General features: G+C 66.6%; 25 protein-coding genes and 3 tRNA genes. 8 read left to right on the top strand and 20 right to left on the bottom strand.

Going from position 1 to position 26,548, the window contains the following annotated elements; all coding sequences use genetic code 11:
* Window positions 1–26: 26 nt before the first annotated feature.
* Together FFI97_RS19135 and FFI97_RS19140 are read right to left on the bottom strand one after the other, a co-directional pair.
* On the bottom strand, window positions 27–806 hold the full coding sequence (locus tag FFI97_RS19135; RefSeq protein ID WP_095948796.1) for an esterase/lipase family protein: 780 nt from the start codon (window positions 804–806) through the stop codon (window positions 27–29).
* A 536-nt stretch (window positions 807–1,342) separates the two neighbouring features.
* The gene (locus FFI97_RS19140) at window positions 1,343–2,383 is read right to left on the bottom strand and encodes an AraC family transcriptional regulator (RefSeq protein WP_139702671.1); all 1,041 of its coding nucleotides are present in this window, start codon (window positions 2,381–2,383) and stop codon (window positions 1,343–1,345) included.
* Between the two features lie 298 nt (window positions 2,384–2,681).
* On the opposite strand from FFI97_RS19140, the gene FFI97_RS19145 reads away from it, so the two are divergent.
* A complete protein-coding gene (locus tag FFI97_RS19145; RefSeq protein WP_139702670.1) occupies window positions 2,682–3,596 on the top strand; it encodes an alpha/beta fold hydrolase in 915 nt (304 codons plus the stop codon).
* Window positions 3,597–3,604: 8 nt separating this feature from the next.
* On the opposite strand, the gene FFI97_RS19150 is transcribed toward FFI97_RS19145, so the two are convergent.
* From FFI97_RS19150 to FFI97_RS19160, 3 genes are all read right to left on the bottom strand, one after another.
* A complete protein-coding gene (locus FFI97_RS19150; protein WP_139702669.1) occupies window positions 3,605–5,473 on the bottom strand; it encodes a hybrid sensor histidine kinase/response regulator in 1,869 nt (622 codons plus the stop codon).
* Window position 5,474: 1 nt separating this feature from the next.
* A complete protein-coding gene (locus tag FFI97_RS19155) occupies window positions 5,475–6,083 on the bottom strand; it encodes a response regulator transcription factor (protein WP_139702668.1) in 609 nt (202 codons plus the stop codon).
* A 104-nt stretch (window positions 6,084–6,187) separates the two neighbouring features.
* On the bottom strand, window positions 6,188–6,580 hold the full coding sequence (locus FFI97_RS19160) for a hypothetical protein (RefSeq protein WP_139702667.1): 393 nt from the start codon (window positions 6,578–6,580) through the stop codon (window positions 6,188–6,190).
* A gap of 171 nt (window positions 6,581–6,751) precedes the next feature.
* Between FFI97_RS19160 and FFI97_RS19165 the strand changes: the two genes are divergently transcribed.
* Entirely contained in the window at window positions 6,752–8,440 is a 1,689-nt protein-coding gene (locus FFI97_RS19165; RefSeq protein ID WP_139702666.1) for an InlB B-repeat-containing protein, read from the top strand.
* A 172-nt stretch (window positions 8,441–8,612) separates the two neighbouring features.
* Here FFI97_RS19165 and FFI97_RS19170 read toward each other — a convergent pair whose 3' ends face one another.
* From FFI97_RS19170 to FFI97_RS19220, 11 genes are all read right to left on the bottom strand, one after another.
* Window positions 8,613–10,337 (bottom strand): ATP-dependent nuclease, encoded by a 1,725-nt coding sequence (locus tag FFI97_RS19170; RefSeq protein ID WP_139702665.1) that lies wholly within the window; start codon window positions 10,335–10,337, stop codon window positions 8,613–8,615.
* Window positions 10,338–10,425: 88 nt separating this feature from the next.
* The gene (locus FFI97_RS19175) at window positions 10,426–10,755 is read right to left on the bottom strand and encodes an HNH endonuclease (protein ID WP_139702664.1); all 330 of its coding nucleotides are present in this window, start codon (window positions 10,753–10,755) and stop codon (window positions 10,426–10,428) included.
* 176 nt (window positions 10,756–10,931) lie between these two features.
* Window positions 10,932–11,165 (bottom strand): hypothetical protein, encoded by a 234-nt coding sequence (locus FFI97_RS19180; protein WP_313906285.1) that lies wholly within the window; start codon window positions 11,163–11,165, stop codon window positions 10,932–10,934.
* 59 nt (window positions 11,166–11,224) lie between these two features.
* Complete coding sequence (locus FFI97_RS19185) at window positions 11,225–11,590, bottom strand: hypothetical protein (RefSeq protein ID WP_139702662.1); 366 nt, start codon at window positions 11,588–11,590, stop codon at window positions 11,225–11,227.
* Complete coding sequence (locus FFI97_RS19190) at window positions 11,587–11,940, bottom strand: hypothetical protein (RefSeq protein WP_260685148.1); 354 nt, start codon at window positions 11,938–11,940, stop codon at window positions 11,587–11,589. The genes FFI97_RS19185 and FFI97_RS19190 overlap by 4 nt, the downstream gene beginning before the upstream one ends.
* 128 nt (window positions 11,941–12,068) lie before the next feature.
* A tRNA-Ser gene (locus FFI97_RS19195) sits at window positions 12,069–12,156 on the bottom strand.
* 32 nt (window positions 12,157–12,188) lie between these two features.
* Window positions 12,189–13,451, bottom strand: coding sequence for a radical SAM family heme chaperone HemW (hemW, locus tag FFI97_RS19200; RefSeq protein WP_139702660.1), 1,263 nt, complete (start codon window positions 13,449–13,451; stop codon window positions 12,189–12,191).
* A gap of 3 nt (window positions 13,452–13,454) precedes the next feature.
* Entirely contained in the window at window positions 13,455–14,054 is a 600-nt protein-coding gene (locus tag FFI97_RS19205; protein ID WP_139702659.1) for a non-canonical purine NTP pyrophosphatase, read from the bottom strand.
* Window positions 14,055–14,124: 70 nt separating this feature from the next.
* On the bottom strand, window positions 14,125–14,856 hold the full coding sequence (gene rph, locus FFI97_RS19210) for a ribonuclease PH (protein WP_095948810.1): 732 nt from the start codon (window positions 14,854–14,856) through the stop codon (window positions 14,125–14,127).
* A 44-nt stretch (window positions 14,857–14,900) separates the two neighbouring features.
* Window positions 14,901–15,809 (bottom strand): PP2C family protein-serine/threonine phosphatase, encoded by a 909-nt coding sequence (locus FFI97_RS19215; RefSeq protein ID WP_062476311.1) that lies wholly within the window; start codon window positions 15,807–15,809, stop codon window positions 14,901–14,903.
* A 5-nt stretch (window positions 15,810–15,814) separates the two neighbouring features.
* The gene (locus FFI97_RS19220) at window positions 15,815–16,822 is read right to left on the bottom strand and encodes a serine/threonine protein kinase (RefSeq protein WP_056573330.1); all 1,008 of its coding nucleotides are present in this window, start codon (window positions 16,820–16,822) and stop codon (window positions 15,815–15,817) included.
* Between the two features lie 91 nt (window positions 16,823–16,913).
* On the opposite strand from FFI97_RS19220, the gene FFI97_RS19225 reads away from it, so the two are divergent.
* The 4 genes from FFI97_RS19225 to FFI97_RS19240 all read left to right on the top strand — a co-directional run bounded on the left by FFI97_RS19225 (window position 16,914) and on the right by FFI97_RS19240 (window position 21,044).
* Window positions 16,914–17,837, top strand: coding sequence for a YicC/YloC family endoribonuclease (locus tag FFI97_RS19225; RefSeq protein WP_139702658.1), 924 nt, complete (start codon window positions 16,914–16,916; stop codon window positions 17,835–17,837).
* Window positions 17,838–17,851: 14 nt separating this feature from the next.
* Complete coding sequence (gene gmk / locus FFI97_RS19230) at window positions 17,852–18,472, top strand: guanylate kinase (protein ID WP_062476362.1); 621 nt, start codon at window positions 17,852–17,854, stop codon at window positions 18,470–18,472.
* A gap of 31 nt (window positions 18,473–18,503) precedes the next feature.
* Window positions 18,504–18,707 carry a DNA-directed RNA polymerase subunit omega gene (gene rpoZ / locus FFI97_RS19235; protein ID WP_013543330.1) on the top strand — a complete coding sequence of 68 codons (204 nt, stop codon included), beginning with the start codon at window positions 18,504–18,506 and terminating at the stop codon, window positions 18,705–18,707.
* A gap of 93 nt (window positions 18,708–18,800) precedes the next feature.
* Complete coding sequence (locus FFI97_RS19240; RefSeq protein ID WP_095746649.1) at window positions 18,801–21,044, top strand: RelA/SpoT family protein; 2,244 nt, start codon at window positions 18,801–18,803, stop codon at window positions 21,042–21,044.
* 9 nt (window positions 21,045–21,053) lie between these two features.
* Here FFI97_RS19240 and greB read toward each other — a convergent pair whose 3' ends face one another.
* Entirely contained in the window at window positions 21,054–21,635 is a 582-nt protein-coding gene (gene greB, locus FFI97_RS19245; protein WP_139702657.1) for a transcription elongation factor GreB, read from the bottom strand.
* 98 nt (window positions 21,636–21,733) lie between these two features.
* On the opposite strand from greB, the gene FFI97_RS19250 reads away from it, so the two are divergent.
* Window positions 21,734–22,294 carry a thermonuclease family protein gene (locus tag FFI97_RS19250; protein ID WP_260685053.1) on the top strand — a complete coding sequence of 187 codons (561 nt, stop codon included), beginning with the start codon at window positions 21,734–21,736 and terminating at the stop codon, window positions 22,292–22,294.
* Window positions 22,295–22,362: 68 nt separating this feature from the next.
* On the opposite strand, the gene FFI97_RS19255 is transcribed toward FFI97_RS19250, so the two are convergent.
* A tRNA-Arg gene (locus FFI97_RS19255) sits at window positions 22,363–22,439 on the bottom strand.
* Between the two features lie 216 nt (window positions 22,440–22,655).
* Here FFI97_RS19255 and FFI97_RS19260 point away from each other — a divergent pair.
* A complete protein-coding gene (locus FFI97_RS19260; RefSeq protein ID WP_070062003.1) occupies window positions 22,656–23,066 on the top strand; it encodes an HU family DNA-binding protein in 411 nt (136 codons plus the stop codon).
* Window positions 23,067–23,249: 183 nt separating this feature from the next.
* Here the strand turns inward: FFI97_RS19260 and FFI97_RS19265 are convergent.
* Window positions 23,250–23,326 (bottom strand) — tRNA-Arg (locus tag FFI97_RS19265).
* Between the two features lie 82 nt (window positions 23,327–23,408).
* Complete coding sequence (locus FFI97_RS19270) at window positions 23,409–26,543, bottom strand: efflux RND transporter permease subunit (RefSeq protein ID WP_139702656.1); 3,135 nt, start codon at window positions 26,541–26,543, stop codon at window positions 23,409–23,411.
* Window positions 26,544–26,548: the final 5 nt, after the last annotated feature.

A 26,548-nucleotide genomic window follows, 5' to 3' on the forward strand; every position in this document is an offset into this window, starting at 1 on the left:
GGTGAATGACTGACCGACGAAGCGCGTCAGGCGGCCTTGCGCACGTCGCGGTGCGGGTCGAGGTACAGCAGGCGGCGCAGGCCTTCGCGGCGGAACGGCTTCCACTGGCCCTCGGGCTGCGCGAGCCGGTCGGCGATGGCGTAGAGCACCACGGGGTTGTGGCCGAGGCCGCAGTGGCTGCCCTCGACCTCGATGTTTTCCGAGGTCGCGGTCTCGCGTTCACGGCAGCCCTGCCAGGCCACGATGCCGTCGCTGCGGCTGTAGATGGCGCTGGCCGGCACGGGCGGCGGCGTGCGCATGCGTTCGCGCTCGGGCCAGTCCTCGACCTTGCGCTCGCTCACCATCTCGTACAGCCGCCATGCGTTGCTCGCGCGCGGCTCGCCCGCGAACGGGCTGCCCAGCGTGATGACGCTGCGCACCTGCGAAGGCGCGCGCCGTGCCAGCTCGCGTGCGAACACGCCGCCCAGGCTCCAGCCGACGATGCTCACCTTGCGCTGGTAGCGTTCGTGCAGCTCGGCCAGGCGCTCCTGCATCTGGTCTTCCACGCCGGGGCGCGGGCCGAAGTTGGGGCCCAGCTTCCATCCGTGCGCGCGGTAGCCGCGGTCGCGCAGGAAGGCGCGCAGCGGTTGCGTCGAAGCGTCGCTCGCCGAGAGGCCGGGCAGCACGAGCACGGGATGCCCGTCGCCCGCGGGCGCCATGCGCAGCATCGGGGCCATGGTGAAGAACGCGGACAGCTCCGCCACGGCGCGCCACTCGAGCATCAGCAGGCGGCGGGACGGCGGGGCCATCGAAGAAGATTCGGTCATGGTCATCTCGGGAGTGGAGGGAAAGGAAAAAGAGAAAAAGAGAAGGCGAAGAAAAAGCCCGACGTGCAGACGCGATGCACACGGCTACCCGGTCGGGCGGTCGTTCGAGAGAGGATCGAGGTCGGGGAAAAGGGTTGACGGCGCCGCGCAACGGCGGCGCCCGGCCTGTGCGGCGGCACGCATGCATGGTGTGAACCCGCCGCGTACGTCCAGTCCGTGCCGGGCATGCCGGCACGCGCGAGGTGCATCCATGTGTTGTCTCCTGTCGGCCTCGTCCGGGCCTTCAGCGAGGCTCGGATCGGGCACTTTGTTGTCGTTGCTCTGGGCGCCATCTTTTCGCGGCGACGTCGACAAGGAAAGGTGCGATGCGACCACTTCGCGGTGATTTCGGGACGCGTGTTCGAACGCCGCGCAGGCGCGACTCACAACTGCGAACAGATGTGTGGATCGACGGCCACGCGAACGCCGCACGAAGGCGCGCGCGTGCGAATCAGCGGTGGTTCACGATGCCCGATGCGGCATCGCGCAGGCGTGGCTCAGGCCTTCGCCGCGCGGTAGTCCTGCGGGCTGCGGCCGGTCCAGCGCACGAAGGCGTGACGGAAGTTCGAGGCATCGCTGTAGCCCAGCCGCTCGGCGATTTCCTCGGTGGTCATGCGCGTGGTGCGCAGGTACTCGATGGCCAGCACGCGGCGCACGTCGGCCAGGATGCCGCGGTAGGTCGTGCCTTCGGTCTCGAGGCGTCGGCGCAAGGTGCGCGGATGGATCGACAGCTCGGAGGCCATCGGCTCGATGGTCGGAAAGCGCCAGGGCATGTGGTCGATCAGCGTGCGCCGCACCACCGACGAGACACCGCCCGAGCGCGGCAGGTCGGCCAGCACCTGCTGGCACATCTCGCTCACCATCGCATGCGTGACCGAGTCGGGCAGCCGCGAAGGATGGCCCACCCACGGCGAGCCCACATGCAGCTCGTCGCGCGGCTGGCCGAACGCCACGGGGCAACCGAACAGCGTGCGGTAGGCGCTCAGGTCGTCGGGCTCGGCAAAGCGCACATGCAGTGCGGAAAGACCGAACGACGGACCGAAGAGATCGCGGCCCAGCCGCAGGTGCACCGCAAAGGCGAACTCGAGCGCGAAGCGGTACAGCGGGTCTTGCGGATCGGACGACAGCAGCACCTCGTAGGGCAGCACCGCCGTGCCGCCGCTGCAGGTGTACGACACCGGCCCGGCCACGGGGCCCATGACGCGGTTGTACTTGATGGTGAAGTCCATCAGGTCGGCGTGCGTGGGGCTGCTCAGCAGCCCGTAGCCGTACATGCCGTAGGCCGTGAGGTGCATGCGGATGCCCGCGCGAAAGGCGATGCTGGGACCGGGCGCGAGACGCACCGCGTTGCGGAAGACCACGGCCGCCTGCTCGTAGGAAATCCGCGTCGCCGGTGCGCGCAGCTGGTCTTCCGTCAGGCCACTCCCACTCAGGGTTTGTTCCGGTGCGATGCCTTCTTCGACCAGGGTGGCGACGATGGCTGCGACGCGCTGGGGTCCGTAGACGCGTGACGCGAAGTCGGGTGGCGAACGATGCACGACGATTCAATCCCTTCAGAACACATGCTTTCGATGGCGGGCCGCCACTGGCCTCGCACTCCAAGGTCGTCGCAGGATATCGAAGCGTTCTGCACGCGCAGACTCGGAGTTTCCCGATAGCGCCAAATTGTCCCGAAGTCACTCCCGGTTGGTCTGAACGAACCTTTCTCGCGCTGGTGCCCCACGGAAAGATCGTCCACGAAACACCGTCCCGGCCGCAGGGCACAAAGCGCAACGCGCGACGGTTGCCTTTCGCTTCTCTTCCTTTCTCTCCCCTTCCTTTTCACCGCCACGCCCCATGCAACGCGACCCCTCTTCCCCTTCGTTCGCTTCGTCCAACGGCATCGAGCTGGCCTACGACTGCTTCGGCGATCCGGCGGCGCCACCGCTGCTGCTCATCATGGGCCTGGGCACGCAGATGATTGCGTGGGACGAAGCCTTCTGCGAGCGCCTGGCCGGTCGCGGCTACCGCGTCATCCGCTTCGACAACCGCGACATCGGACAGTCCACGCGCCTGAGCGCCGCGGGTATTCCCGACGTGGCCAAGCTGCTCGGGCAGGCGCTGGCCGGCGTGCCGGTGAGCGCGAGCCAGGTGCCGTACACGCTGGCCCACATGGCCGACGATGCGGTCGGCCTGCTCGATGCGCTGGGCATCGATCGTGCCCACATCGTCGGCGCCTCGATGGGCGGCGCCATCGGCCAGGAGATCGCGCTGCGGCATCCGGCGCGCGTGCGCACGCTGGTGTCGATCATGGCCACCAGCGGCGCCCCCGACCTGCCGCCGCCCCAACCGCAGGCGCTGCAGGTGCTGCTCACGCCCACGCCGCTGGACCGCGATGGCTACATCGCGCGCCAGCAGCAGGTGATGAAGGTGCTGCGCGCCGGCTCGCATCCGGACGAAGAGGCGCTCGATGCCGCGCGCGCGGAACGCACGTTCGAACGCGGCCTGCACCCGGCCGGCTACGCGCGCCAGCTCGCGGCGATCATCGCCTCGGGCAGCCGCAGGGAGCGGCTGGCGTCGCTGAAGGTGCCGACGCTGGTGATCCATGGCGATGTCGATCCACTGGTGCCGATCGAGTGCGGGAAGGATGTGGCGCGCCACGTGCCCGGCGCGAGGATGGTGACCATCGAGGGCATGGGCCACGCGCTGCCGAAGGTGACGTGGGCGCCGGTGATCGATGCGATTGCGGGGCACGCGGTCGAAGCGCGCTGATCCTGCGTTCAGTCGGCCACGCGCTCCCGCCTCCAGGCCTGCGCATGGCCCAGGAAGGCGCGAAGCTGCGAGGGCCGCACCGGCTTGACGAGCACCGGCAGGCCGGCCTCGCGTGCCGCCGCCAGCGAATCGCCGCCGACGTCGCCGGTCACGATCAACGCGGGCAGGTCGGCTTCGTTCAACGCAAGGCGCAGGTCCGCGATGGCCTGCAGGCCGCTCGCCTGCAGGCCGAGCCGCAGGTCCACCACCAGCGCATCGGGCCGAAAGCCCGCCTGCAAGCACGCCAGCGCGCTCGCCATGTCGCTCGCGGCGCGGACCTCCGCGCCCCAGGAGGCCAGCAGCCCGTGCAGCGCCTGCAACGAACTCTGGTCGTCATCGAGCACGAGCACGCGCGCGGCCAATGCGGCGGTCGATGACGCGGCGAGCCGTTCGACATCGTCCGCCCGGCCGCTCTCGGCCGCATCGGCCAACGGCACCTGCACGTCGAACACGCTGCCCAGCCCCGGCTGCGAGCGCACGGTCACGCGCAGGTCGAGCAGTTCGCTCAATCGCTTCACGGTCGCAAGGCCCAGGCCGTAGCCCAGGCGACGGTCGCGCGCGGGGTTATCGATTTGATAGAACTCGTCGAAAACGTGCGGCAGGTGCTCGGGCGCGATGCCGATGCCTGTGTCTTCGATGGCCAGCCGCAGCCGGCCGTTGTCGACCCGGCCGCCGATCCGCACCGTGCCCTTGTGCGTGTAGCGGATGGCGTTCGCCAGCAGGTTGGTGACGACGCGCGTGAGCAAGGCCCGGTCGCTGCGGACGGTGGCGGGGTCGATGGCCAGCTCGAACGTCAGCCCCTTGGCCGTGGCCACGGCCTGGTGCGGCCGGCAGCAGTCGCGCAGCAGCGCGTCGATGGCGAAGAGCGACCACTGCGGGCTGATCGATCCGGCGTCGGCGCGCGTGATGTCGAGCAGGTCGTCCACCACGTCGGCCATGCCGTCGGCGCAGGCCACCAGCTGCTCGGAGAGCGCCTGCACCTGCGGCTGCGTGCTGACCGTGTGCAGGGTCTGCGCGAGCAGCGCCATCGCGTTGAGCGGCTGGCGCAGGTCGTGGTTGGCCGAGGCGAAGAAACGCATGCGCGCGGCGACGGCTTCTTCGGCGGTCTGCCGGGCCGAGCGACTGCGTTCGTTCTCGGCGCTCAGTGCGGTCACCAGTTCGGCATTGCGCCGGCGCTGCGCCTGGATCTCGTGCAGCGCGCGCGAGAGTTCGCGGGAACTCAGCAGCGTGTAGACGCCGATGAGCGTCACGATCAGCGCCATGGCCAGGTGGTAGCTGCCGCCGAACCAGATGTCGCGCAGTACCAGTGGGCCGAGGATGAGCACCACATAGGCCATGGCCGCCCGCCCGATCGTCGAGAGGCGGATCGCCCCACCGAGAGACACCGTCACCATCGCGATGTGAAGAATGGCCTCGGCCTGCGCCGGACCTTCGTGCCACAGCAGCGCACTGAGCACGCCCCAGAGCAAGGCCAGCAACTGGTTGCTGGCCATGACGGGCCACACCATCGCCGCCAGGTTCGCGCGCAGCCCGGGCCGCACCGCCCAGGCCAGCCAGAGGCCCATCCGCGCCGCGATGACCAGGCCGTAGACGACGAGCCACGCCCGCACCCGCGGGCTGTCGGGGCCCGCTGCGTATTCGAGGTAGCAGAGCAACCCGCCGACCGCGGCCAGCATCCACGACCACGGCGTGGAGCGGATCATCTGCGTCAGCTGCTCGAGCTGCAGGTCCGACAGGGCCGACCACGCGCGGAGGCGTGCGTGCGGGGCCGGCGCCACGGCCTCCTCCGCCACCACGTCGGCGTTGGAAGGCGCCTGCACCGGGGACGACGCGCTCATCTCATTCCTGGGCCAGCCACAGCCCCGCGCGCCGCGCCTGGACCAGCAGGTGCGTGCGGTTGCGCGCGTCCATCGTGTCGAGCAGCGCCGTGATGTGGAGCTTGACCGTGCGCTCCGCGATCGCCAACTCGGCGGCGATCTGCTTGTTCTGGCGGCCTTGCGCCACCAGCAGCAGCACTTCGAGCTGACGCGGCGTGAGGCTCGCGACCGGCAGGCCGGTGCGCGAGGTCAGCACGTCGAAAGACTCGCCGCCCGCGGCCACCTCGTCCAGCGCCGCCGCGATGTGCGCCACCGAGCGCGACTTGCCGATGAAGCCGGCCGCTCCCGCAGCGCGTGCGCGGGCGGCGAGTGCTGGCTCTTCGTCGCCCGAGATCATCAGGCGCGACACGAGGGGATGGCGGGCGCCGAAGAGGCGCAGGCCTTCGAGGCCGTCTTCACCGCCCAGGCGGTAGTCGATCAGCACGATGTCGGGCGCGCATTGCGAAGCCCGCGCCACGCCCTCGGCCAGCGAAAGCGCGGTCTGCACTTCGAAGTCGGGGCGAGCGTGCGTCAGCGCATGCGCAAAGCCGACACCGAACAGCGGGTGATCGTCGACAAGCAGGAGTTTCATGGTGCCGTGATCCTCGGGTGCGGGCCCGGCCCGCGCCCTCTCCTCGTAGGGCGCCATTGTTGTCTACGCCGGCGCATCGGTGCCGCGCCGGCTGTCGCGAAGCCTCAGTTGCAACGACCGGCCGCGCGCAGCAGCGCATTGCACGCCGGCGCAGGGGCGGTCGTCGGCCGCGTGGCGGAACGGCGCGCGGACGCGGGTGCGTCGCTCTGGCGCATCTCCTGGCAGATGGCATCACTGACCACCCGGCCCACGACCGACACCGAACCCTCCACGTAGCAGCTATAGACCCGCCCGCCGTCGGTGCGCGCCTGGAAGGTCGTCTGCACGCCGCTGTCGGCCCGGTTCGAGATCGTGAATGCCTGCGGCGGTAGGCCCAGCGCCCGCGAGGTGTTCGTGACGATGGCGTCGTCGGTCACGGCATGCGAAGCGCAGCCGCCTGCCAGAACGGCAGCCACGAGAAGCCAGGGCAGGCAGAAGAGCGTTCGTGAAGAGGTCATGCAGGGAGCCTATCGGGACACCTTGCAACGGCCCATAGCACCTTCGGGCAGGTGCCCGAAGGTGCTATGGGCCGCACGCGCAGCCGTCCCTACGATCCGCCCCTCTTGAACGAACAAGCAAGCACAGAAGGCGCCGGGCCCCGGCGCCAGCGGACGAGGAGGAACACGGACATGACGAAGACGAGCAGCTACGGACGGTGGATGGTGTGGACAGGCGCGCTGGCCCTGCTGGCGGCCTGTGGCGGTGGTGGCGGCGGATCGGGCGGCGGTGCGTTGCCGCCCCTGGGCATCTTCCCGCCCGCGCCCCCACCGGTGGCAGTGACCCATCGCCTGGAGGTCGGCATCACCGGCAACGGCCGCGTCGGCTCGCAGCCCGCGGGCATCGACTGCACCGATCGCTGCGGTGCGGATTTCAACGCGGGCATCGAGGTCGTCCTCGCAGCCACACCGGCCGCGGGACAGGTGCTCGGCAACTGGGGCGGTGCATGCAGCGGCAACGCCAGCACCTGCACCGTGCGGATGGATGCCGCGCTCGACGTGACGGCCACCTTCGTCGCCGCACCGCCGGTGATCGGCTGGGGCGATGCGTCGGCGCTGTCGGCCGGCGGCGCCAGCCTGCCGAAGACCGCGATCGACGCGCAAGGGCGCGCGCTGGTCGTGTGGCGCCAGATCGAAGGCAACCCCCAGGTGGACCGCCTGTGGGGCAGCCGCTACCTGCCCGGCAGCGGCTGGACCGCGCCGCAGCGCCTCGAAGCCAACACCGGCGGCGTGCGCGACATCCGCATCGCCATCGACAAGCCCAGCGGCCGCGCCGTCGTGCTGTGGACCCAGCTGAGCTCCGTGACCGGCTACGACCTGTGGGCACTGCCCGTCGACCCCGCGGGCGGCTGGGGCAGCCCCGCGCTGCTGGAGACCGGCACCGGCATCGTCGGCAACGCCAGCGTGGGCATCGACGCCAACGGCAACGCCGTCGCCGTGTGGTCGCAGATCGGCCCGAGCACGCGCTTCAGCATCTACGCCAACCGCTTCACCCCGGCCGGCGGCTGGGGCACCGCCGCGCTCATCGAGACCAACGAGGTCGTGGGCAGCGTCGACGGCGACCCGGCCGTCGTGGTCGCGGGGTCGGGCGAATCGGTCGCCGTGTGGAAGCGCTCTGACGGCAGCAGCGCCTCGCTCTGGACCAACCGCGCCAACGCAAGCGGCACCTGGACCACGGCCACCGAACTCGTGCCCGACACCGGCACCGGCCACTCGATCGGTGCCCACGACCTGGCGATCGACGCCGCCGGCAACGCCCTGCTCGCCTGGGGCCAGGCCGATCTGCCCGGCGGCAGCAACCAGTGGGAGAGCGCCGTGTGGTTCAAGCGCTTCTCGGCGGGTGTATGGCAGAACGGCACCGCGCGGGTGGGCGCACCGTTCGTCGCCACGCAGGCGCTGTTGAGCACGCCCGTGCTGCGCATGAATGCGGCGGGTTCGGCGGTCGTGAGCTGGGGGCGGCTGGACAACGCGCTCATGGCGGCGACGGCGGCATCGGGGGCCGCGTTCGGCGCGGACCGTGTGGTGCGGGCGGCGGCTCCGCAGGCGTTGGCGAGCTTGCCTGCTGTGGGTGTCGACGATGCGACCAACGCGCTGGTGGCGTGGGCGCAGGGCAATGGGGTGGGGACCAGCGATCTTTATGCGGCCCGGCACACGCTGGCGGATGGCTGGGGGACGCCTGTGGCTCAGGAGGGCACGGACGAGATTGCGACTTCGCCGGATCTGGCGATGAATGAAGTGGGGAATGCGGTGCTGGCTTGGCAGCAGTTTGAGGCGGCGAGTGGGACGCGGATTCTGGTGCGGCGGTATGGGTCGGGGAGGTAATTGCGTGAGGGGGCAAATGGCTTGCCCCTGATCGCGAGCCCGCATGAACAACAGGCTGATGACGGAGAGTGTGAGAGCAAAAACCTATTTTGAATCAACCACTTAGGCATCAGATACCATTTCCAATGTCTCGTTCGACAGGAGACTGCGTCGCCGAATTCCGGCGTCAGTATCAAACCGGCGTCGGCTCAGGCAATCGATTCCAAAGCCTAATTTGTGCGCACAGGCGGCCCACCTCGTCGGCGAGGTCAGGAGTCCCCACAATGTCCGCGCGCGTGGTCAATGCTCCAAATTCTTCTGCAAGCAGCGGCTTTTGGCGCACGTATCTTTTGCCAAGACCTTTTTCTATTTTATCGAATGCATCATAAACGCTTTCGTAGCGCCCCGGAACCTTCTCACTTCCGTGTTTAGCAAGCCACTTTTTAAAAACTATTGCAGGCACATGGTTCTCTATTTCCCGACCTGAAGTAACCCAGGCGATGCCGCCTATTCGTTCAATCTCCGAGATCATCCTTTGCTTGGTGGAATTAATTCCGTCTTCGGTAGCTCGACGGTCGCTATCCATAATTAATGCCGCATTCCGATTTACGCGCAGAATCGAAACTCCATCTTGAGCATTGTTTTCGGTATCTGCCGAAAGATGAGACAACAACCTACCGCCATAAAAAATACATTGATAGTGATGACCTTCAATCAGTGTTCCTGCGCTCCAAAGAGAGATCCATTTATTAACAAGAACCCGGTCTGAGGGTCCTTCGAGCCAGATCACACCGTTCGCTTGAAGTAAATCACTCGCACGCACATCCAGATCATCTAGAACTCCGTAATTTTCGACCGAAGCGCGCACAACTCTACTTGTTGCCTTCGTTCCATCATGAGTCACATGAACAATTTGCGCGTCTTTGTTGCGATTCAAGATGTCAATTGAAACACTTGAATGAGTTGTAAGAAAGATATGAAAGCTCTCGTTCACTGCCTGCTGCGCCAAGTAACTAATCAGCCTTCTCTGAAGAGCTGGATGCAGGTTGTTCTCCAACTCTTCGAAGGCAATTGCAAATTGGCTGAGCGGCTTTTTTGCCAAAAAAGGTTCAAGATGAATCAACGATAATGCAAGTATCACCGTCTTAAGGCCGCTGCCTGATTGGGAAAGAGGAATTAGACCTTTTTCTTTTTCTTTTAAAAATATCTCCCATCGATCATCCGCCAATTGCCTGCACAATATCTCTTCAAACATCGTGTCAGGATTAAATACAATATTCAACGCATCCAGCAGAGTTTTCCGAACCAGATCACGGGGTAGCGACGCCTTGTTTAAGAATTTCTGGATGACATTTGTCGCGCCTTGCCCGTCGTTCCCAATTTCGATTGCAACCGAATCCAGTTCGGGCAAAATATTGCGTTCGGCCGCCAACCTTCTAAATTCTTTTCCAAACAACAAATTTCGTTTTGGCAAACCCGCGACGTGGCGAATGTTGTCAGGAAGACCTCGCGCATCTTCCGTTGCGTTAAGACCGCTTGGATATGAAAGAGAGACAAAGTCTTTTACCCCTTTCCCGGTGAGCGAACATGTGATTCTTGCGCCGACGAACCTATTTCCAAAGCTTCTGTAGTTGCCAACCACACCATTCGATGTGTTTCCGGGGTAGCATTGTTCGATATCTTCTTCAGTCACTGTGCTCTGCAGGAACAAAGTGGGCGCCTGCCCCGCATGGAAATGCGAAGGAGATACAGTCGCATCCCCTTTGATAGCCAATTGAACCAAGTTAATTAAAGAAGATTTTCCGGAATTATTGCGCCCCACAATAACATTAATAGCCCGTATTTCGTCAAATCCCTGCGGCTCAATTCCAATGCAGTTTAGATTTGAAGCGCGCAGTGAGAAGTCCTGCATGGTCATTTTTAGCCTTATGAAACTAAATAAATCCAGTACCGGGCACGGGTTTGGCGACTACAAGGTCACGCCGGGCAGTCACGGACTTGAAGACCTACAACGGCGTCGGTCCGGTCGAAATCCTACGCGAGCGCGCCGCCTGAGCGAAGTCCTGAAGGTCGAATCCAGCTACTTCGGCTAGACTGATGAGATTCGCATACGTCATCGGCCCAGGAGGCTCAACCGGAAATAGCTGGTGCCGTCGCGAATTGCATAGGCGATGGGCAGCGACGATGTTCTCGCGCGTGTCCTTGCCACCGTCGCGTCGAGCTTGCAGATGCTCCGCAGTGACATCGCCACGCATGGGCTGCAAACAGTAGAAGCAAAGGCCTCGCTGCTTTCGACAAGCAGCGGACCTCAAAGACTGGAGATGGCTTTGCCCCATTTGGGAACTCCTAAGGTTGTACTTGGAAGTCCCCGATGCAGTAGCTGTCAGAGCGGGCGCCGCGCAAAGAGCAATCGGCGGGTGCGTCGAAGAAACGCACGGTCGGGCGCAGGCCCGAGCAGTCGAAATTCTAGAGCCATGTCGGCACAACGACCATCGACGGACCTGCCGCCGCGTCACCCCCCAGCGGGCAATCGCTCCACCCGCAACGGCTTCACGCACTCGGCCAGCGCTGCACGCAACTCGCCCTCGTAGCCCTCGCGCAGCTCAATCTCAGCCATCGCCGCGGCGCTGAATCGGTCGAGATCCACGCCAAGCGACAGCATCTCGGTCGGCATGGCCGGGCGCGCAGGAACGCCCACGCGGCACTCAACCGGAATCGATACCTTCACCATTTGGATCGGGGCCATGCCGCACGCGGCGAGTGGGCCAGCAAGGGCCACAGCAGCCTCCAAGAGCGCACATCGCTTCATGGCTGCGCCCTCCCCCTCAACCACCCATCGACGCGAACCTGCGCGCTCGCACAGGCGTTGCCGGGCACGGCCGACGGCGCGCCCAGGATGGCGTTCGCGGCTTGCTGCCGCCCAGTCGCCGCGGCACGTGCCACGGCCTGCGCCCTCTTCGCCTCAGCACCTCGCTCGTCAGCCAGGTCGCGAAGGTCTTCAGTTGCATCGCTGCAGGCCGAGGCCGAGGCCGCGGCCGCGACCCGAGCGTTGTCGCGCTCAACGAGCGTCGTCGCCGACTTCTCGCGCGCGCCCACCCATGCCCAGCCGAGTGCAGCTTTGCCCGCCACACTCAGGCCGAGCGCAACCAACAAGGTTTGCATCAGGCTCATTTGCTCAGCACCTTCAAAGCGCGATCCGTCGCCGCCTTGCGCTCAGCCAGCTTGAGACGCATCGGCCCGTTCACCAGTCGCGTGACCTCGTGAACATCGCCACGCTGCGCCGCCGACAGACAACCCTTGTACTCGACGAAGAACCAGCACGCAGACATCGCCGCATCCTGCGGCTGCAGCAACAGCGAGGGATTGGCACGGTAGTCACGGCCCAGTGCCTTGCCCACTGCGATGTAGGCATCTTCCCAAGTGAGCTGAATGAGGTCGCGGCCGTGGAAGCCCTTGTAGCGCAGCATGGTCAACCCGCGCGGATTGCGCACGTAGTCCTCGGCCCGGTAGCCGCCTTGCACGAACAAGCTCGGGAAAATGTCGCGCAGTCGCTGCAGATCGCGCCGGACTCAAAAGGACGCATTGCCCAATGAAAAAGTCCCGTCGTATGGACTACGCGGGACTTCTTGAAACTTGCTCAGACTGATTTTGGCGGAGAGTGTGAGATTCGAACTCACGGACGCTTTCACGTCGGCAGTTTTCAAGACTGCTGGTTTAAACCACTCACCCAACTCTCCGGAACCGTCGATTTTATGCCGACGGCGCAGCCTTACTCGTCATCGGGCAGGAACAGCGTCTGCAGGTCGCTCAGGAAGTCGAGTCCGCGCTCGGTGGGCCACACGCGGAACAGGTCGCGTGCGACGAGCCCCTTGCGCTCAGCCTCCTCCAGGCCGCGCTGGATCGACGTCATCGCCAGGCCCGTGCGTTCGCTGAACTGGGGCAGCGTGAAGCCCTGCTTCAGCCGCAGCGCGTTGAGCATGAACTCGAACGGCAGGTCGGCCAGCGCCACGTCGTCGCTCTGCGACACGGCCATGCCGGCGCGCGCGTTCTCCATGTACAGGCGCGGTTCGCGATAACGCACCTGCCGCACGATGCGGTGCGCGAAGCTCAGCTTGCTGTGCGCGCCGGCGCCAATGCCGAGGTAGTCGCCGAACTGCCAGTAGTTGAGGTTGTGCGCGCACTGGTGCCCGTCGCGCGCATAGGCCGAAACCTCGTAGCGCGACATGCCGCTCGCGCCCGTGCGCTCGGTGATGCGGTCGAGCATGGCGTAGGCGATGTCGTCCTCAGGCAGCGTGGGCGGGAACTTGGCGAACCAGGTGTTGGGCTCGATGGTGAGGTGATAGATCGAGATGTGCGGCGGCGCGAGGTCCAACGCCTGGGTCAGGTCGGCGTCGAGGCCTTTCATGGTCTGGCCCGGCAGGGCGTACATCAGGTCGAGGTTGAAGGTATCGAAGGCGCTCGCGGCCTCTTCCACCGCGGCGATGGCCTGGGCACGATCGTGCACGCGGCTCAGCGCCGTCAGGTGCTCGTCGTTGAAGCTCTGCACGCCCACCGACAGGCGCGTGACGCCGGCCGCGCGGTAGGCGCGGAAGCGGTTGCGCTCGAAGGTGCCGGGGTTGGCCTCGAGCGTGATCTCGCACTCGGGCGCGAGCTTCAGGCGAGCGCGCACGTCGCCCAGCAACCGGTCGATGGCTTGCGGCGAGAACAGGCTGGGCGTGCCGCCGCCGATGAAGATGGTGTGGACGGTGCGGCCCCAGATCAACGGCAGCGCGGCGTCGAGGTCGGCGATCAGCGCGTCGATGTAGGCGGCTTCGGGAAGGCCGTCGATGTCAGCCTCGCTGGTGGCGCGCCACTCGTGCGAGTTGAAGTCGCAGTAAGGGCACTTGCGCAGGCACCACGGCAGGTGGATGTACAGCGACAGCGGCGGCAGCGCGGCGAGTTGCAGCGGGCCGGGGCGCATCCAGTGCAGCACGTCATTGGCCTGGGGGGCGCCGCCGGCTTGGGCGGGCTGGATCGGGAAGACGGTGGCCATGGGTCAGAACCAGCGCTCGCGCATCAGGGCGAGCATGGCCTGCGCGGCGCGGCCGCGGTGGCTGTTGGCGTTCTTCACGTCGGGCGGCAGCTGGGCGAAGGTCTTGCCGAAGGTCGGCAGGTACATGATGGGGTCGAAGCCGAAGCCGTTGTCGCCGATGGGCGCGGGCGCGATCTCGCCGACCACGCGGCCGACGGCAATGAGCGGCTCGGGGTCGTCGTGGCGGCGCAGCGCGACCAGCGTGCTGACGAGGGCGGCGCGGCGGTTGACCACGCCGTCGAGCTGTTCGAGCAGCGCCTTCACGTTGTTGGCGTCGCCCTTGGCGTAGCCGAACTGCGTGGCGTAGTAGGCGGTGTCGACGCCCGGCAGGCCGCCGAAGGCGTCGACGCACAGGCCGGCGTCGTCGGCAATGGCCGGCAGGCCGGTGGCGGCGCTGGCGTGGCGCGCCTTGGTCAGCGCGTTCTCGACGAAGGTGCGGAAGGGTTCTTCAGCCTCGCCCACGCCGAGTGCCGACTGCGGCACCAGGGTGACGGACAGCTCGGCAAACAGCTGCTGGAGTTCGGCGAGCTTGCCCGCGTTGTTGGAAGCCAGAACCAGTTTCATGGAAAGTCAAAGATGGCTGTGATGCCCAGCGAATGGGCGCCAGTGGCTATTGGTTGTGGTCGTCGTTCGGTCAGTTCGAAAGCAGGGCCTGCTGCTGCAGGCTCACGAGCTCGCCGATGCCCTTCTCGGCCAGGCCGAGCAGGAGGTTCATTTCTTCGCGCGTGAAGGCCACGCCTTCGGCCGTGCCCTGCACTTCGACGAAGTGGCCGGCGCCAGTCATGACGACGTTCATGTCGGTGTCGCAGGCCGAGTCTTCGGTGTACTCAAGGTCGAGCAGCGGCGTGCCGTCGACGATGCCCACCGAGATGGCGGCCACCTGGCCCTTGATGGGCGAGGTCTTGAGCGCGCCGGAGGCCAGCAGCTTGTCGACGGCGTCCTGTGCGGCCACGAAGGCGCCGGTGATGGCCGCGGTGCGCGTGCCGCCGTCGGCCTGCAGCACGTCGCAGTCGAGGTGGATGGTGCGTTCGCCCAGAGCGGCGAGGTCGAACACGGCGCGCATCGAGCGGCCGATGAGGCGCTGGATTTCCTGCGTGCGGCCGGTCTGCTTGCCCTTGGCGGCCTCACGGCTGCTGCGGGTGTGGGTGGCGCGCGGCAGCATGCCGTATTCGGCCGTGACCCAGCCTTCGCCGCTGCCCTTCTTGTGCGGCGGCACTTTTTCTTCGACCGAGGCGGTGCATAGCACGCGGGTCTGGCCGAACTCGATGAGCACGGAGCCCTCGGCGTGGATGGTGAAGCCGCGGGTGATGCGCACGGGGCGCAGCTGGTCGGCGGCGCGGCCGCCGCTTCGTGTGAAAGCAGTCATTTTTTGAAGAAGAAAACCGAAAGAAGAAAAGGGAGACTGCGCGCTCAGGTTTTGCGTGCAGCGGAGCGGCGGATGGCTTCGTTGATCTCGGCGATGGAACGCTCGATGGCGTCTTCATCGAGGTCGTCGATCTCGCTGTCGGACGGCATGCCGGCCTGGATGGTCGAGGCGAACACGCCGTCGTCGATGGTTTCGGTGGACACGCCCCGGTCGTCGCCGGGCGTCTCGGGCATTTCCCACTCGAGCGCGATCAGCGTCACGTTGTCGCTGTGGGCGCCGCCCTTGCGCAGCGCCATCTCGGCGAGGTCGGGCGCGGCATCGGACACGGGCTTGCCGGACGACAGAGTGTGCACGATGACGGCGTCGTCGAGCACGCCCCAGACGCCGTCGGAGCACAGCATGAGGCGGTCGCCGCGCTGCAGCGGCAGCGGCGCCGACACGTCGAACAGCGGCGTGGTCGGCGAGCCGAGGCAGGTCAGCAGCAGGTTGCGGTTGACCGGCGCGTCGGTGGCACCGTGGGGCTTGGGGCGCTCGGCATGCGAGTGGTCGCGCGTGCGGGTCAGCAGGCGACCGTCGCGCACGACGTACAGGCGCGAGTCGCCGCAATGCAGCCAGGTGGCGGTGGCGTTCTGCAGCACGGCCGCGACGACGGTGGTGCGGGGCGTGTCGAGCATCGCCTTGTGGCTCGCGTACCGCATGATCTGCTGGTGCGCCGACATGGCCGATTCGGCCAGGAAGGCCTTCACATCCTTCACGGTGGGGCGGGCCTCGCGCTGGTACAGCGCGGCGATGGTCTGCAGCGCCAGCTGGGCCGCCACCTCGCCTTCAGGATGGCCGCCCATGCCGTCGGCGAGCACGAACAGGCCCGACTCCCGCGTGTAGCAGTAGCCCATGCGGTCTTCGTTCTTGAGACGGCCACCCTTGCGGCTGACCTGGAACACGGAGAACTTCATGTCGCTCAGGCCGGTCGGGTGGTGGGCGCGGCAGCGCGCGGCAGGCTCTTCTTGTCGAAGGAGCGGATGTTGTCGATCGACAGGCGCACCTTTTCGCCGACCGTGAGCTTGGTGTAGCGGCGCTCGCCTTCGCGGCTGAGTTCCTTTTGCAGCGCAAACACCGACTGCGGGCGCGAGAGCGGGTCGAGCGACATGCACCACTCGACCACCTCGATGAGGTTGTCGGAGTACACGCCGCGCAGGCGCGAGAGCGACAGGCTCAGGCGGTCTTTCTCGATGCGCCGGGGCGCGTCGTTGGGCGGATAGCCCTGCATGCAGGCGTAGATGCAGGCGCCGATGGCGTAGATGTCGGTCCAGGGGCCCATCGACGAATCGCGTCGGTACATCTCGGGCGCGGCGAAGCCGGGCGTGTACATGGGGCGGATGAAGATGCCCTCTTTGCTGAGCACTTCGCGCGCGGCGCCGAAGTCGATCAGCACGGCGCGGTCGTCGTCGGTGACGAAGATGTTGGCGGGCTTGATGTCCAGGTGCAGCATCTTGTACTGGTGGACGATGCGCAGGCCGCGCAGGATTTCGTCGAACAGCGAACGGATGGTCGATTCGCGGAACACCTTCTGCCGCTTCAGGTCGCGCGCCGTGACCACGAAATCCTGCAGGGTCGCGCCCTCCAGGTAGTTCATGACCATGTAGACGGTCTCGTTTTCGCGGAAGAAATTGAGCACGCTGACCACCGACGCATGCGAAATTTGCGCGAGCGAGCGGCCTTCTTCGAAGAAGCTCTTGAGCCCCAGGCGGTACAGCGACAGCTTCTCGGGCGGCACCTGCGGCGCCAGCTCGCCGGGGCCCCGCGTGGCGAGCGACGAAGGCAGGTATTCCTTGACGGCGACCTGCTGGCCGTTCGGGTCGATCGCGAGGTAGACCACGCCGAAACCGCCCGCGGAAAGCCGGCGAACGACGCGATATCCGCCAATGACCGTATCGGGCAACAGGGGCGTAGGCTTGACCTTTGACATAATCCGGGAGTTTCGCCCGAAGGCGATGGTGCGGCAAGCGAACGCTGTACCGACGCCTCGGTGCTTGCAAGCAAAACCACAGTGAGGCGCAATGCCAGTTTACAGCATGACCGGCTACGCCAGCGGCCAGAACGGCCCCGCAGGCAGCCACTCCGAAGCCGATGCACGGCCCTCCGCCGCGGGCCGGCTCGGGGTCGAAATCCGCTCGGTCAACAGCCGCTTTCTCGACCTCACCTTCAAGCTCCCCGAGGAGCTGCGCCAGCATGAGACCGCGCTGCGCGAGCTGCTCACGGCCAAGCTCAAGCGCGGCAAGGTCGAGGTGCGCGCGGCCATCGAGAACACGTCCCAGGCGGGCGTGGTCGAGCCCTCCGTCAAGCTGCTTCAGCGGCTGAACGGCGTGCAGGACGGCATCCGTGCCTGGCTGCCCGGCGCCCGCGAGCTCAGCGTGGCCGACGTGCTGCGCCTGGCCGGCAGCGACGGCGCCACCCGCGGCGACTGGGGCCCCGACCTGCTCGACGTGGCAGGCAAGGCCCTGGAGGCCCTGATGTCGGCCCGCCAGCGCGAAGGCGCCCGGCTGGCCAAGATGCTCGAGGCCCACCTGGCCCAGCTGCGCACCCTGGTGCAGCAGGCCGGCCCGCTGGTGCCGCAGCTGGTCGAACAGCAGCGCAACCGCTTCCTGGAGCGCTGGCAGGAGGCCATGGGCCTGACCGCCGGCACGGGCGGCACGCTGCCCGAAGCCGCCCAGGACCGCGCCCTGACCGAAGCGACCGCTTTTGCGATCCGCATCGACGTGGCGGAAGAGCTCACGCGGCTGAATTCGCACCTCGACGAGATCGAGCGGCTGCTCAAGAAGGGCGGCGAGATCGGCAAGCGGCTGGATTTCCTGATCCAGGAACTGCACCGCGAAGCCAACACCCTGGGCTCCAAGTCGGCGGCCCTGGAACTCACGCGCATCGGCGTGGACATGAAGGTCCTCATCGAGCAGATGCGCGAGCAGGTGCAGAACATCGAATGACGACGAGCCTTCCCATGGACTACCCCGGCAATATCTTCGTGGTCGCCGCGCCCAGCGGCGCCGGCAAATCGAGCCTGGTCAAGGCGCTCATGGAGCTCGACTCGGCCGTTCAGCCCTCGGTCTCCCACACCACGCGCCCCCCGCGCGGACAGGAAAAGCACGGTCGGGAGTACTTTTTCGCCTCCCCGAGCGAGTTCGACGCCCTCATCGCGGCCGACGGCTTCGTCGAATGGGCCCATGTGCACGGGCACCGCTACGGCACGTCGAAGAAGGCGGTCGAGGAGCGGGTGGCCCTGGGCACCGACGTGATCCTCGAAATCGACTTCCAGGGCGCGCTGCAGATCCGCAAGACCTTTGCGAACGCGGTCATGATCTTCATCCTCCCGCCCAGCTGGGAAGAGTTGCGCTCCCGCCTCGAGCGGCGCGGCGAGGACAGCGCGGCGGTGATCGAATTGCGCCTGAAGAATGCGGCCGAAGAGATGGCCCAGGCCGGAAAATTCGATTTCGTTATAATCAACGAGTTATTTGAGCGCGCACTTTTCGATCTCAAGGCGATCGTCCACGCGCAGCGGCTCCGGTATTCCGCACAGCGCAGAGCCCGTGCCGATACGTTCGCCGCACTGAACATCCCTTGAAATCCCCGCTCACCGACCGAAAGAATTCATCATGGCCCGCATCACCGTCGAAGATTGTCTCGTTCAGATCCCGAACCGTTTCCAGCTCGTTCTCGCCGCCACATACCGTGCGCGCATGCTGAGCCAAGGCCACGCACCCAAGATCGAGAGCAAGAACAAGCCCGCCGTCACGGCCCTGCGCGAAATCGCCGAAGGCAAGATCGGCATCGAGATGCTCAAGAAAGTGCCGGGCTGATCTGACGCAGCCCCGCAACGAAAAGGCACCGCATTGCGGTGCTTTTTTTACGTCTGGACGCGTCCACAGAGCGGTCACGCTAAAGTGGTAGCCATGAGCGCGGTCGCCAAACCTCCGTCCCCCACGCCGAAACCGAGTCCGGCGGCGCTGAACGCGGCCGCCGCGAGTTTTGCCGCGCTGACGGCCCGCCTCGACTACCTCAGCCCCGAAGACACCGAGCTGGTTCGCCGGGCCTACCGCTTCGCCGACGAGGCCCACCTCGGGCAGTTGCGCAACAGCGGCGAGCCGTACATCACCCACCCCATCGCCGTGGCGGCGCAGTGCGCCGAATGGAAGCTCGACGCCCAGGCGCTCATGGCCGCGCTGCTGCACGATGCCATCGAGGACTGCGGGGTCACCAAGCCGGAACTCATCGAGCGCTTCGGCGCCCCGGTTGCCGAGCTGGTCGACGGGCTCACCAAGCTCGACAAGCTGCAGTTCAACACGCGCGAAGAGAACCAGGCCGAGTCCTTCCGCAAGATGCTGCTGGCCATGGCGCGCGACGTGCGCGTCATCCTGGTCAAGCTGGCCGACCGCACGCACAACATGCGCACGCTGGCCGATGCGCCGCGCGAGAAGTGGGCCCGCATCTCGCGTGAAACGCTCGAGATCTACGCCCCCATCGCGCACCGGCTGGGCCTGAACCAGACCTACCGCGAGCTGCAGGACCTGTCGTTCCGGCACCTCAAGCCCTGGCGCTACGCCACGCTGGCCAAGGCCGTCGCCAAGGCGCGCGGGCGACGACGCGACCTGATCCAGAAGGTGCAGAAAGAGGTCGAGACGGCCTTCTCCGCCGCCGGCATGACGCTGCGCATCGCGGGCCGCGAGAAAACGCTCTATTCCATCTACCGCAAGATGGAAGAAAAACACCTGAGCTTCGCGCAGGTCACCGACATCTATGGCTTCCGGCTCATCGTGCCGAACGTGATCGCCTGCTACACCGGCCTGGGCATCCTGCACCAGATGTACAAGCCGCTGCCCGGCAAGTTCAAGGACCACATCGCGATCGCCAAGCTCAACGGCTACCAGTCGCTGCACACCACGCTGGTGGGCCCTGCCGGCGTGAGCGTGGAGTTCCAGCTGCGCACCGAGGCCATGCATGTCGTGGCCGAATCGGGCGTCGCCGCGCACTGGCTCTACAAGGCCGCCGAGCCCAATGCCGCGAGCAACGACCGGCTGGGCACCAAGTGGCTGCAGTCGCTGCTCGACATCCAGGACGAGACCCGCGACGCCGCCGAGTTCTGGGACCACGTCAAGGTCGACCTGTTTCCCGACGCCGTCTACGTCTTCACGCCCAAGAGCCAGATCATGGCGCTGCCGCGCGGCGCCACGGTGGTCGACTTCGCGTATGCCATCCACAGCAACATCGGCGACCACACCTCGGCCGCGCGCATCAACGGCGACCAGGTGCCGCTGCGTACCGAGCTGAAGAACGGCGACGTGGTCGAAGTGATCACCGCGCCGGTGTCCACGCCCAACCCCGCCTGGCTGGGCTTCGTGCGCACCGGCCGGGCACGCTCCAAGATCCGCCACTACCTGAAGACGCTGGCGCATGCCGAGTCCGAAGGCCTGGGCGAGAAGCTGCTGGCGCAGGCGCTGCGCGCCGAAGGCCTGGGCAAGCTGCCCGAGGAAGACGACGAACACCAGGCGCTGTGGGAGAAGCTGCTGCGCTTCACCGGCAACCGCACCCGCGCCGAGCTGCTGACTGACATCGGCTTGGGCAAGCGCATCGCGAGCATCGTCGCCAAGCGGCTCATGGCGCTGCTGGCCGAGATCGGCGAGCGCCCCGACGCCCTCCTCCTGAGCCGCGAGCGCTTCACGTCGCACGAGGCCGTGTCGCAAGGCGCGGTGACGCTCGACGGCAGCGAGAACTCTTCCGTGCGCTTTGCGCAGTGCTGCCGGCCCATTCCCGGTGACCAGATCGTCGGCTATCTCGGGCACGGCGAAGGGCTGGTGGTGCACACCGACGACTGCGGCGTGGGCCAGCGCCTGCGCAACAAGGACAGCGAGCGCTTCTTCGCAGTCGAATGGGCCGACGAGCCCACGCGTGCCTTCGAGACCGGCGTGGTCATCACCGTGCGCAACGACAAGGGCGTGCTCGCCCGCGTGGCGGCCACCCTGGCCGACGCCGAGGCCGACATCACGCACGTGGAAATGGCCGACGAGACCCCGCAGGACTCGACCGACCTGCGCTTCGTGATCGCGGTGCGCGACCGCACACACCTCGACGCCGTGCTGCGCGCCGCGCGCCGGACCGCGTCGGTGCTGACCGCAGCGCGGACGATTCCGGCGCCCTGAGTTCGCGCGTTAGTTCGCCGGCGTGCGCGGCGCCGGATAGCTCACCGACAAGATCTCCACCTCGTGCGCCCCGCCGGGCGTCACGAGCTTCACCACGTCGCCTTCGCGCGCCTTGAGCAGCGCACGCGCGATCGGCGAGATCCAGCTGACCTCCGACTTGGCGCTCTCGGCCTCGTCGATGCCGAGGATCGTGACGCTGCGCTCCTCGTCGGTCTCGTCGACATAGCGGACGGTGGCGCCGAAGAAGACCTGGTCGCGCCCGTGGTGCACCGACGGGTCGGTGATCTCCGCGATCTCGAGCCGCTTGCCGAGGAAGCGGATGCGCCGGTCGATCTCGCGCAGGCGCTTCTTGCCGTAGAGGTAGTCGCCGTTCTCGGAGCGGTCGCCGTTCTTCGCGGCCCAGTGCACGGCCTCGACGACCTTGGGGCGCTCCTCGTCCATCAGCTGCAGCAGCTCGTCGCGCAGGCGCGCGTAGCCCTCGGGCGTGATGTAGTTCTTGCTGCCCGCCGGCAGCGCGGGTGCGGCGCCGCCTGCGCCGTCATCGTCGTCGTCCGCATCGGCGTCCGACTCCTTGGTGAATGCCTTGTTCAATGCAGAGCCCTTCAAATCGGAAATACTGGGCGCCCTTGCCGCGCCGTCCAAGCCGGTGAGTTTGCCGCAACCGCAATGCCCAGGAGACAGGAGCCCCCGTGATCGCCACCGGACATTTCCCATGCCGTCGCCATGCCTCGGCGGGGCTTCATTTGTACGCTCTCGCGGTCCTTGCTGCCGTCCTGGGCTTTCTTCCCTGCGACACCCACGCCAGGACGCAGACCTGCTTCGTCGTGAGCATCCACAGCGGCGACACCCTCACCGCCCGCTGCGGCGACGCGGCCAGCGCCAGTGCGTGGCGCCGCGTGCGCCTGCAGGGCATCGAGGCGCCAAAGCCGGGGCAGCCCTTCGCCGAGCAGGCCCGGCAGAAGATGCACGACATGGTTCGCCTGAAGCCAGCGGACGTCGACTGCGACGCTTCCACATCCCACGCTCGCGAACGCATCTGCCGTGTCATGGTGACGCCGGACTCGGCACCCAATGGCCCGAGGACGCTCGACGCATGCTTGGCATTGCTGACCGTCGGATTGGCACGCTGGCAGCCCGCGCAGGCGCAGCGCCTGTCACCCCAGGAGCGCGGGCAGTACGAATTCGCGGAGGAAGAAGCGAAGGCCAAGCGGGCTGGCCTCTGGAAAGACGCGCGACCGGCGCGCCCTTGATGCGGGCACGGCGCAATGACCGGCCAAAGAAAAAGGTTAGCTCGAAAAACGAGCTAACCCTTGAAGAGTGGTGCGGCTGGCAGGAATTGAACCCACGACCCCTTGGTTCGTAGCCAAGTACTCTATCCAACTGAGCTACAGCCGCACAGCTTTCGATTATAGCGTGTTTTTTCGCCCGTCCCAACCTTTGTGATCGAAAGCTGAAAATACGGACGACACCAGCCCGCAATGGGGCTCGTTGCAACGCATCCGGCCCGTGCCGTTCCAAAGAGGCCCTTCCGACCCGGTACACTCCGCCCCGCCCGGAATAAGCCTGGGCCGCCGTAGGCAACACGGCGCCATACCATCCAAGGAATACTGAATGAACCGCATCGAACTGGTCGAGAAGATCGCCACCACCCACAACCTGAGCAAGGCCGAGGCCGCACGCGTCCTCGAAACGATCACCAGCAGCGTCGTCGCTGCCGTGAAGAAGGGCGATTCGGTCCAGCTGGTCGGCTTCGGTACTTTCAAGCAAGTCGCACGCGCCGCACGCTCGGGCTTCAACCCCCAGGCCGGCACCAAGATCAAGATCGCAGCCACCAAGGTGCCGAAGTTCGTCGCCGGCGCTGCTTTCAAGGCCGCCATCGACCCCAAGGCCGCCAAGCGCAAGGCTGAAAAGGCTGCTGCTGCACCTGCTGCCAAGAAGGCCGCCGCTCCCAAGAAGGCTGCTGTCACGAAGGCAGTCGTCGCCAAGGCTCCCGCCAAGAAGGCCGTCGCCAAGAAGAAGTAAGACGCATGGTGCGACGCTGCACAGGCCCGGCCTGGCAGCTGTCCGTATCGACGTCAAAAAGCCGCCCTCGGGCGGCTTTTTTGTGGGCGCCTGCCGCGCAGCGAATGCGACAGCGAAACCCTCTTTGCAAGGGCCCAAACGAAAATAGCCTGGAAGAGAAACTCTTCCAGGCTATTCGAGAGATGGTGCGGCTGGCAGGAATTGAACCCACGACCCCTTGGTTCGTAGCCAAGTACTCTATCCAACTGAGCTACAGCCGCGCAGCCTTGAATTCTACCCCGCCGAAAGCGCTGTTCCGGCGAGGCCTTCAAAAAAGCTTCACGGCCTTGTGATGCGACGGCCTCAGGCCACCTGTTCGCCGCCCTCCTGCGCCTTGCGCCCCATCAACCTTGCGGCCACGCGCTTCACCAGCAGGTAGAACAGCGGCACGAAAAAGATGCCCAGTGCCGTCGCCGCAAGCACGCCGCCGAACACCCCGGTGCCGATCGCGACCTGGCTGCCCGAGCCCGCGCCGGTGGCCACCGCCAGCGGGATCACGCCCGCCAGAAAGGCCAGCGAGGTCATCAGGATCGGCCGCAGCCGCAGGCGCGCGCCTTCGGCCACCGCTTCGAGCAGCGGCACGCCACGGCGCAGCGCGGCCTCCGCGAACTCGATGATCAGGATCGCGTTCTTGGCCGACAGCCCGATGGTCGCGAGCAGCCCCACCTGGAAGTAGATGTCGTTCGACAACCCGCGCAGCGCCGCCGCGATCACCGCGCCGAGCACGCCCAGCGGAATCACCAGCATCACCGACACCGGCACCGACCAGCTCTCGTACAGCGCCGCCAGGCACAGGAACACCACGAGGATCGACAGCGCGAACAGCAGCGGCGCCTGCCCACCCGACAGCCGCTCCTGGTACGACAGGCCGCTCCAGGCCTGGCCCGTGCCGCTCTGCTTCTTCGCGAGGGTCTCGATGGCCGCCATGGCCGTGCCCGAGCTGGTGCCCTGCGCGGCCGCGCCCTGGATCTGCACCGCGGGCAGGCCGTTGTAGCGCTCCAGCTGCGACGCGCCCTGCGACCAGCGCGTGGTGGCAAAAGCCGAGAACGGCGTCATCGCCCCCGTACTGCCGCGCACGAACCACTGGCCGATGTCGTCCGGCGCGGAGCGGTACGGCGCATCGGCCTGCACGTACACGCGCTTCACGCGGCCGCGGTCGATGAAGTCGTTGACGTAGCTGCCGCCCCAGGCAATGCCCAGCGTGGTGTTCACGTCGTCCAGCGACAGCCGCAGCGCCGAGGCCTTCAGCTGGTCGATGTCGACCTGCAGCTGCGGCGTGCCGGCCACGCTGTTGGCGCGCACCGACTGCAGGCGCGGGTCCTTGTTGGCCTCGCGCACCAGCTTTTCGCGCGCCTGCAACAGCCGCTCGGCGCCCATGCCCGAGGTGTCCTGCAGCCAGAACTCGAAGCCGTTCGATTCGCCCAGCCCTTCGATGGGCGGCGGCACCATGCCGAAGACCTCGGCGTCGCGCTGCTGCTTGGCCAGCGCCTTGCCGGCACGCTCGACGATGGCGTGCGCGCGCTTGTCGGCGCTGGCGCGCTCGGACCAGTCCTTCAGCGAGACAAACGCCATGCCCATGTTCTGCCCCGAGCCGCTGTAGCTCCAGCCGGTGAGCGTGAAGATGGTGTCGGTCGTGTCCTTCTCGGTCTCGAGAAAATGCTTTTCGATGGCGCGGTTCACTTCGTCGGTGCGGCCCGAGGTGGCGCCGGCCGGCAGCGTCGCGATCACCATCACGCTGCCCTGGTCCTCTTCCGGCAGGAAGCCGCCGGGCAGGCTCAGGTACAGCAGGCCCATGCCGGCCACGATGGCGACGTACACCGCCGTGAAGCGCAGCGGCTTGCGCAGGATGCGGCCCAGCACGCCCACGTAGCGGCCTTGCGCGGCGTCGAAGCGGCGGTTGAAGGCGCCCAGGAAGCCGCGCGTGCGCGGCGGCACGCCGGCCTTCAGGAAGCGCGCGCACAGCGCCGGGATGAGCACGATGGCCACCACCACCGACAGCACCATCGACGCGATGATGGTCACCGAGAACTGCCGGTAGATCACGCCCACCGAGCCGCCGAAGAAGGCCATGGGCAGGAACACCGCCGACACCACCACCGCGATGCCGACCAGCGCGCCGGTGATCTCCTTCATCGACTTGATCGTGGCGGCCTTCGCATCGAGCCCCTCTTCGTGCATGACGCGCTCGACGTTCTCCACCACCACGATCGCGTCGTCCACCAGCAGGCCGATGGCCAGCACCATGCCGAACAGCGTGAGCACGTTGATCGAATAGCCAAAGGCCGCCAGCACGCCGAAGGTGCCCAGCAGCACCACCGGCACGGTGATCGCGGGGATCACCGTGGCGCGCCAGTTCTGCAGGAAGAGGAACATCACGACCACCACCAGCGCGATGGCCTCCAGCAGCGTGCGGATGACCGACTGGATCGAGATCTTGACGAAGCGCGTCGTGTCTTCCGCGTAGGCCACGCGCAGGCCCGCGGGCAGCGAGCGTTCGAGCTCGGCGATGCGCGCCTTCACCGCGCGGGCGGTGGTCAGCGCGTTGGCGCCGGGCGCCAGCATCACGGCCGAGCCCGCGGCCGGGTGACCGTTCAGGCGCGTGGTCTCGGCATACGACTCGCTGCCGATCTCCACGCGCGCCACGTCGCCCAGCCGCACCACGGCGCCGTCGGCCTGCGTCTTGAGCACGATGGCCTTGAACTGGTCGGGCGTCTGCAGCCGCGACATCGCGGTGACGGTGGCGTTCAGGTGCTGCGTCGGCGCGGACGGCCGCGCGCCGATCTCGCCCACCGACACCTGCGTGTTCTGCGCGGTGATGGCGGCCGTGACGTCGGACGGCATCAGCTGGTAGCTGGCCAGCCGGTGCGGGTCGAGCCAGATGCGCATGGCGTACGCCGCGCCGAAAGCCTGCACCGAGCCCACGCCGTCGACGCGGCTGATCGGGTCGCGCAGGTTGCTGGCCATCCAGTCGGCGATGTCGGTGTCGGTGCGCTGGCCGGTCTCGTCGTAGAGCGCCACGATCAGCAGGAAGTTGTTCTGCGACTTGGCGACCGTCACGCCCTGCTGCTGCACCGCCTGCGGCAGCCGGCTGGTGGCCTGGCTGACCTTGTTCTGCACCTGCACCTGCGCGGTGTCGGGGTCGATGCCCTGGCGGAACGTGACGTTGATCTCGGCCCAGCCCGCGGCGCTGCTGGTCGACTTGAAGTACATCAGGCCGTCGATGCCCTTGAGCTGCTGCTCGAGCACCTGCGTGACGCTGTTTTCCACCGCCTGCGCCGAGGCGCCGGGGTAGTTGGCCGACACGACCACGGTCGGCGGCGCGATGTCGGGGTACTGCGACACCGGCAGCGTGCGAATGGCCACGCCGCCGGCCAGCATGATGAGGATGGCAATGACCCAGGCGAAGACGGGCCGCTGGATGAAAAAATGAGCGATCACGGGAG

Source organism: Variovorax sp. KBS0712 (assembly GCF_006323185.2).
GTDB classification, from domain to species: domain Bacteria; phylum Pseudomonadota; class Gammaproteobacteria; order Burkholderiales; family Burkholderiaceae_C; genus Variovorax; species Variovorax boronicumulans.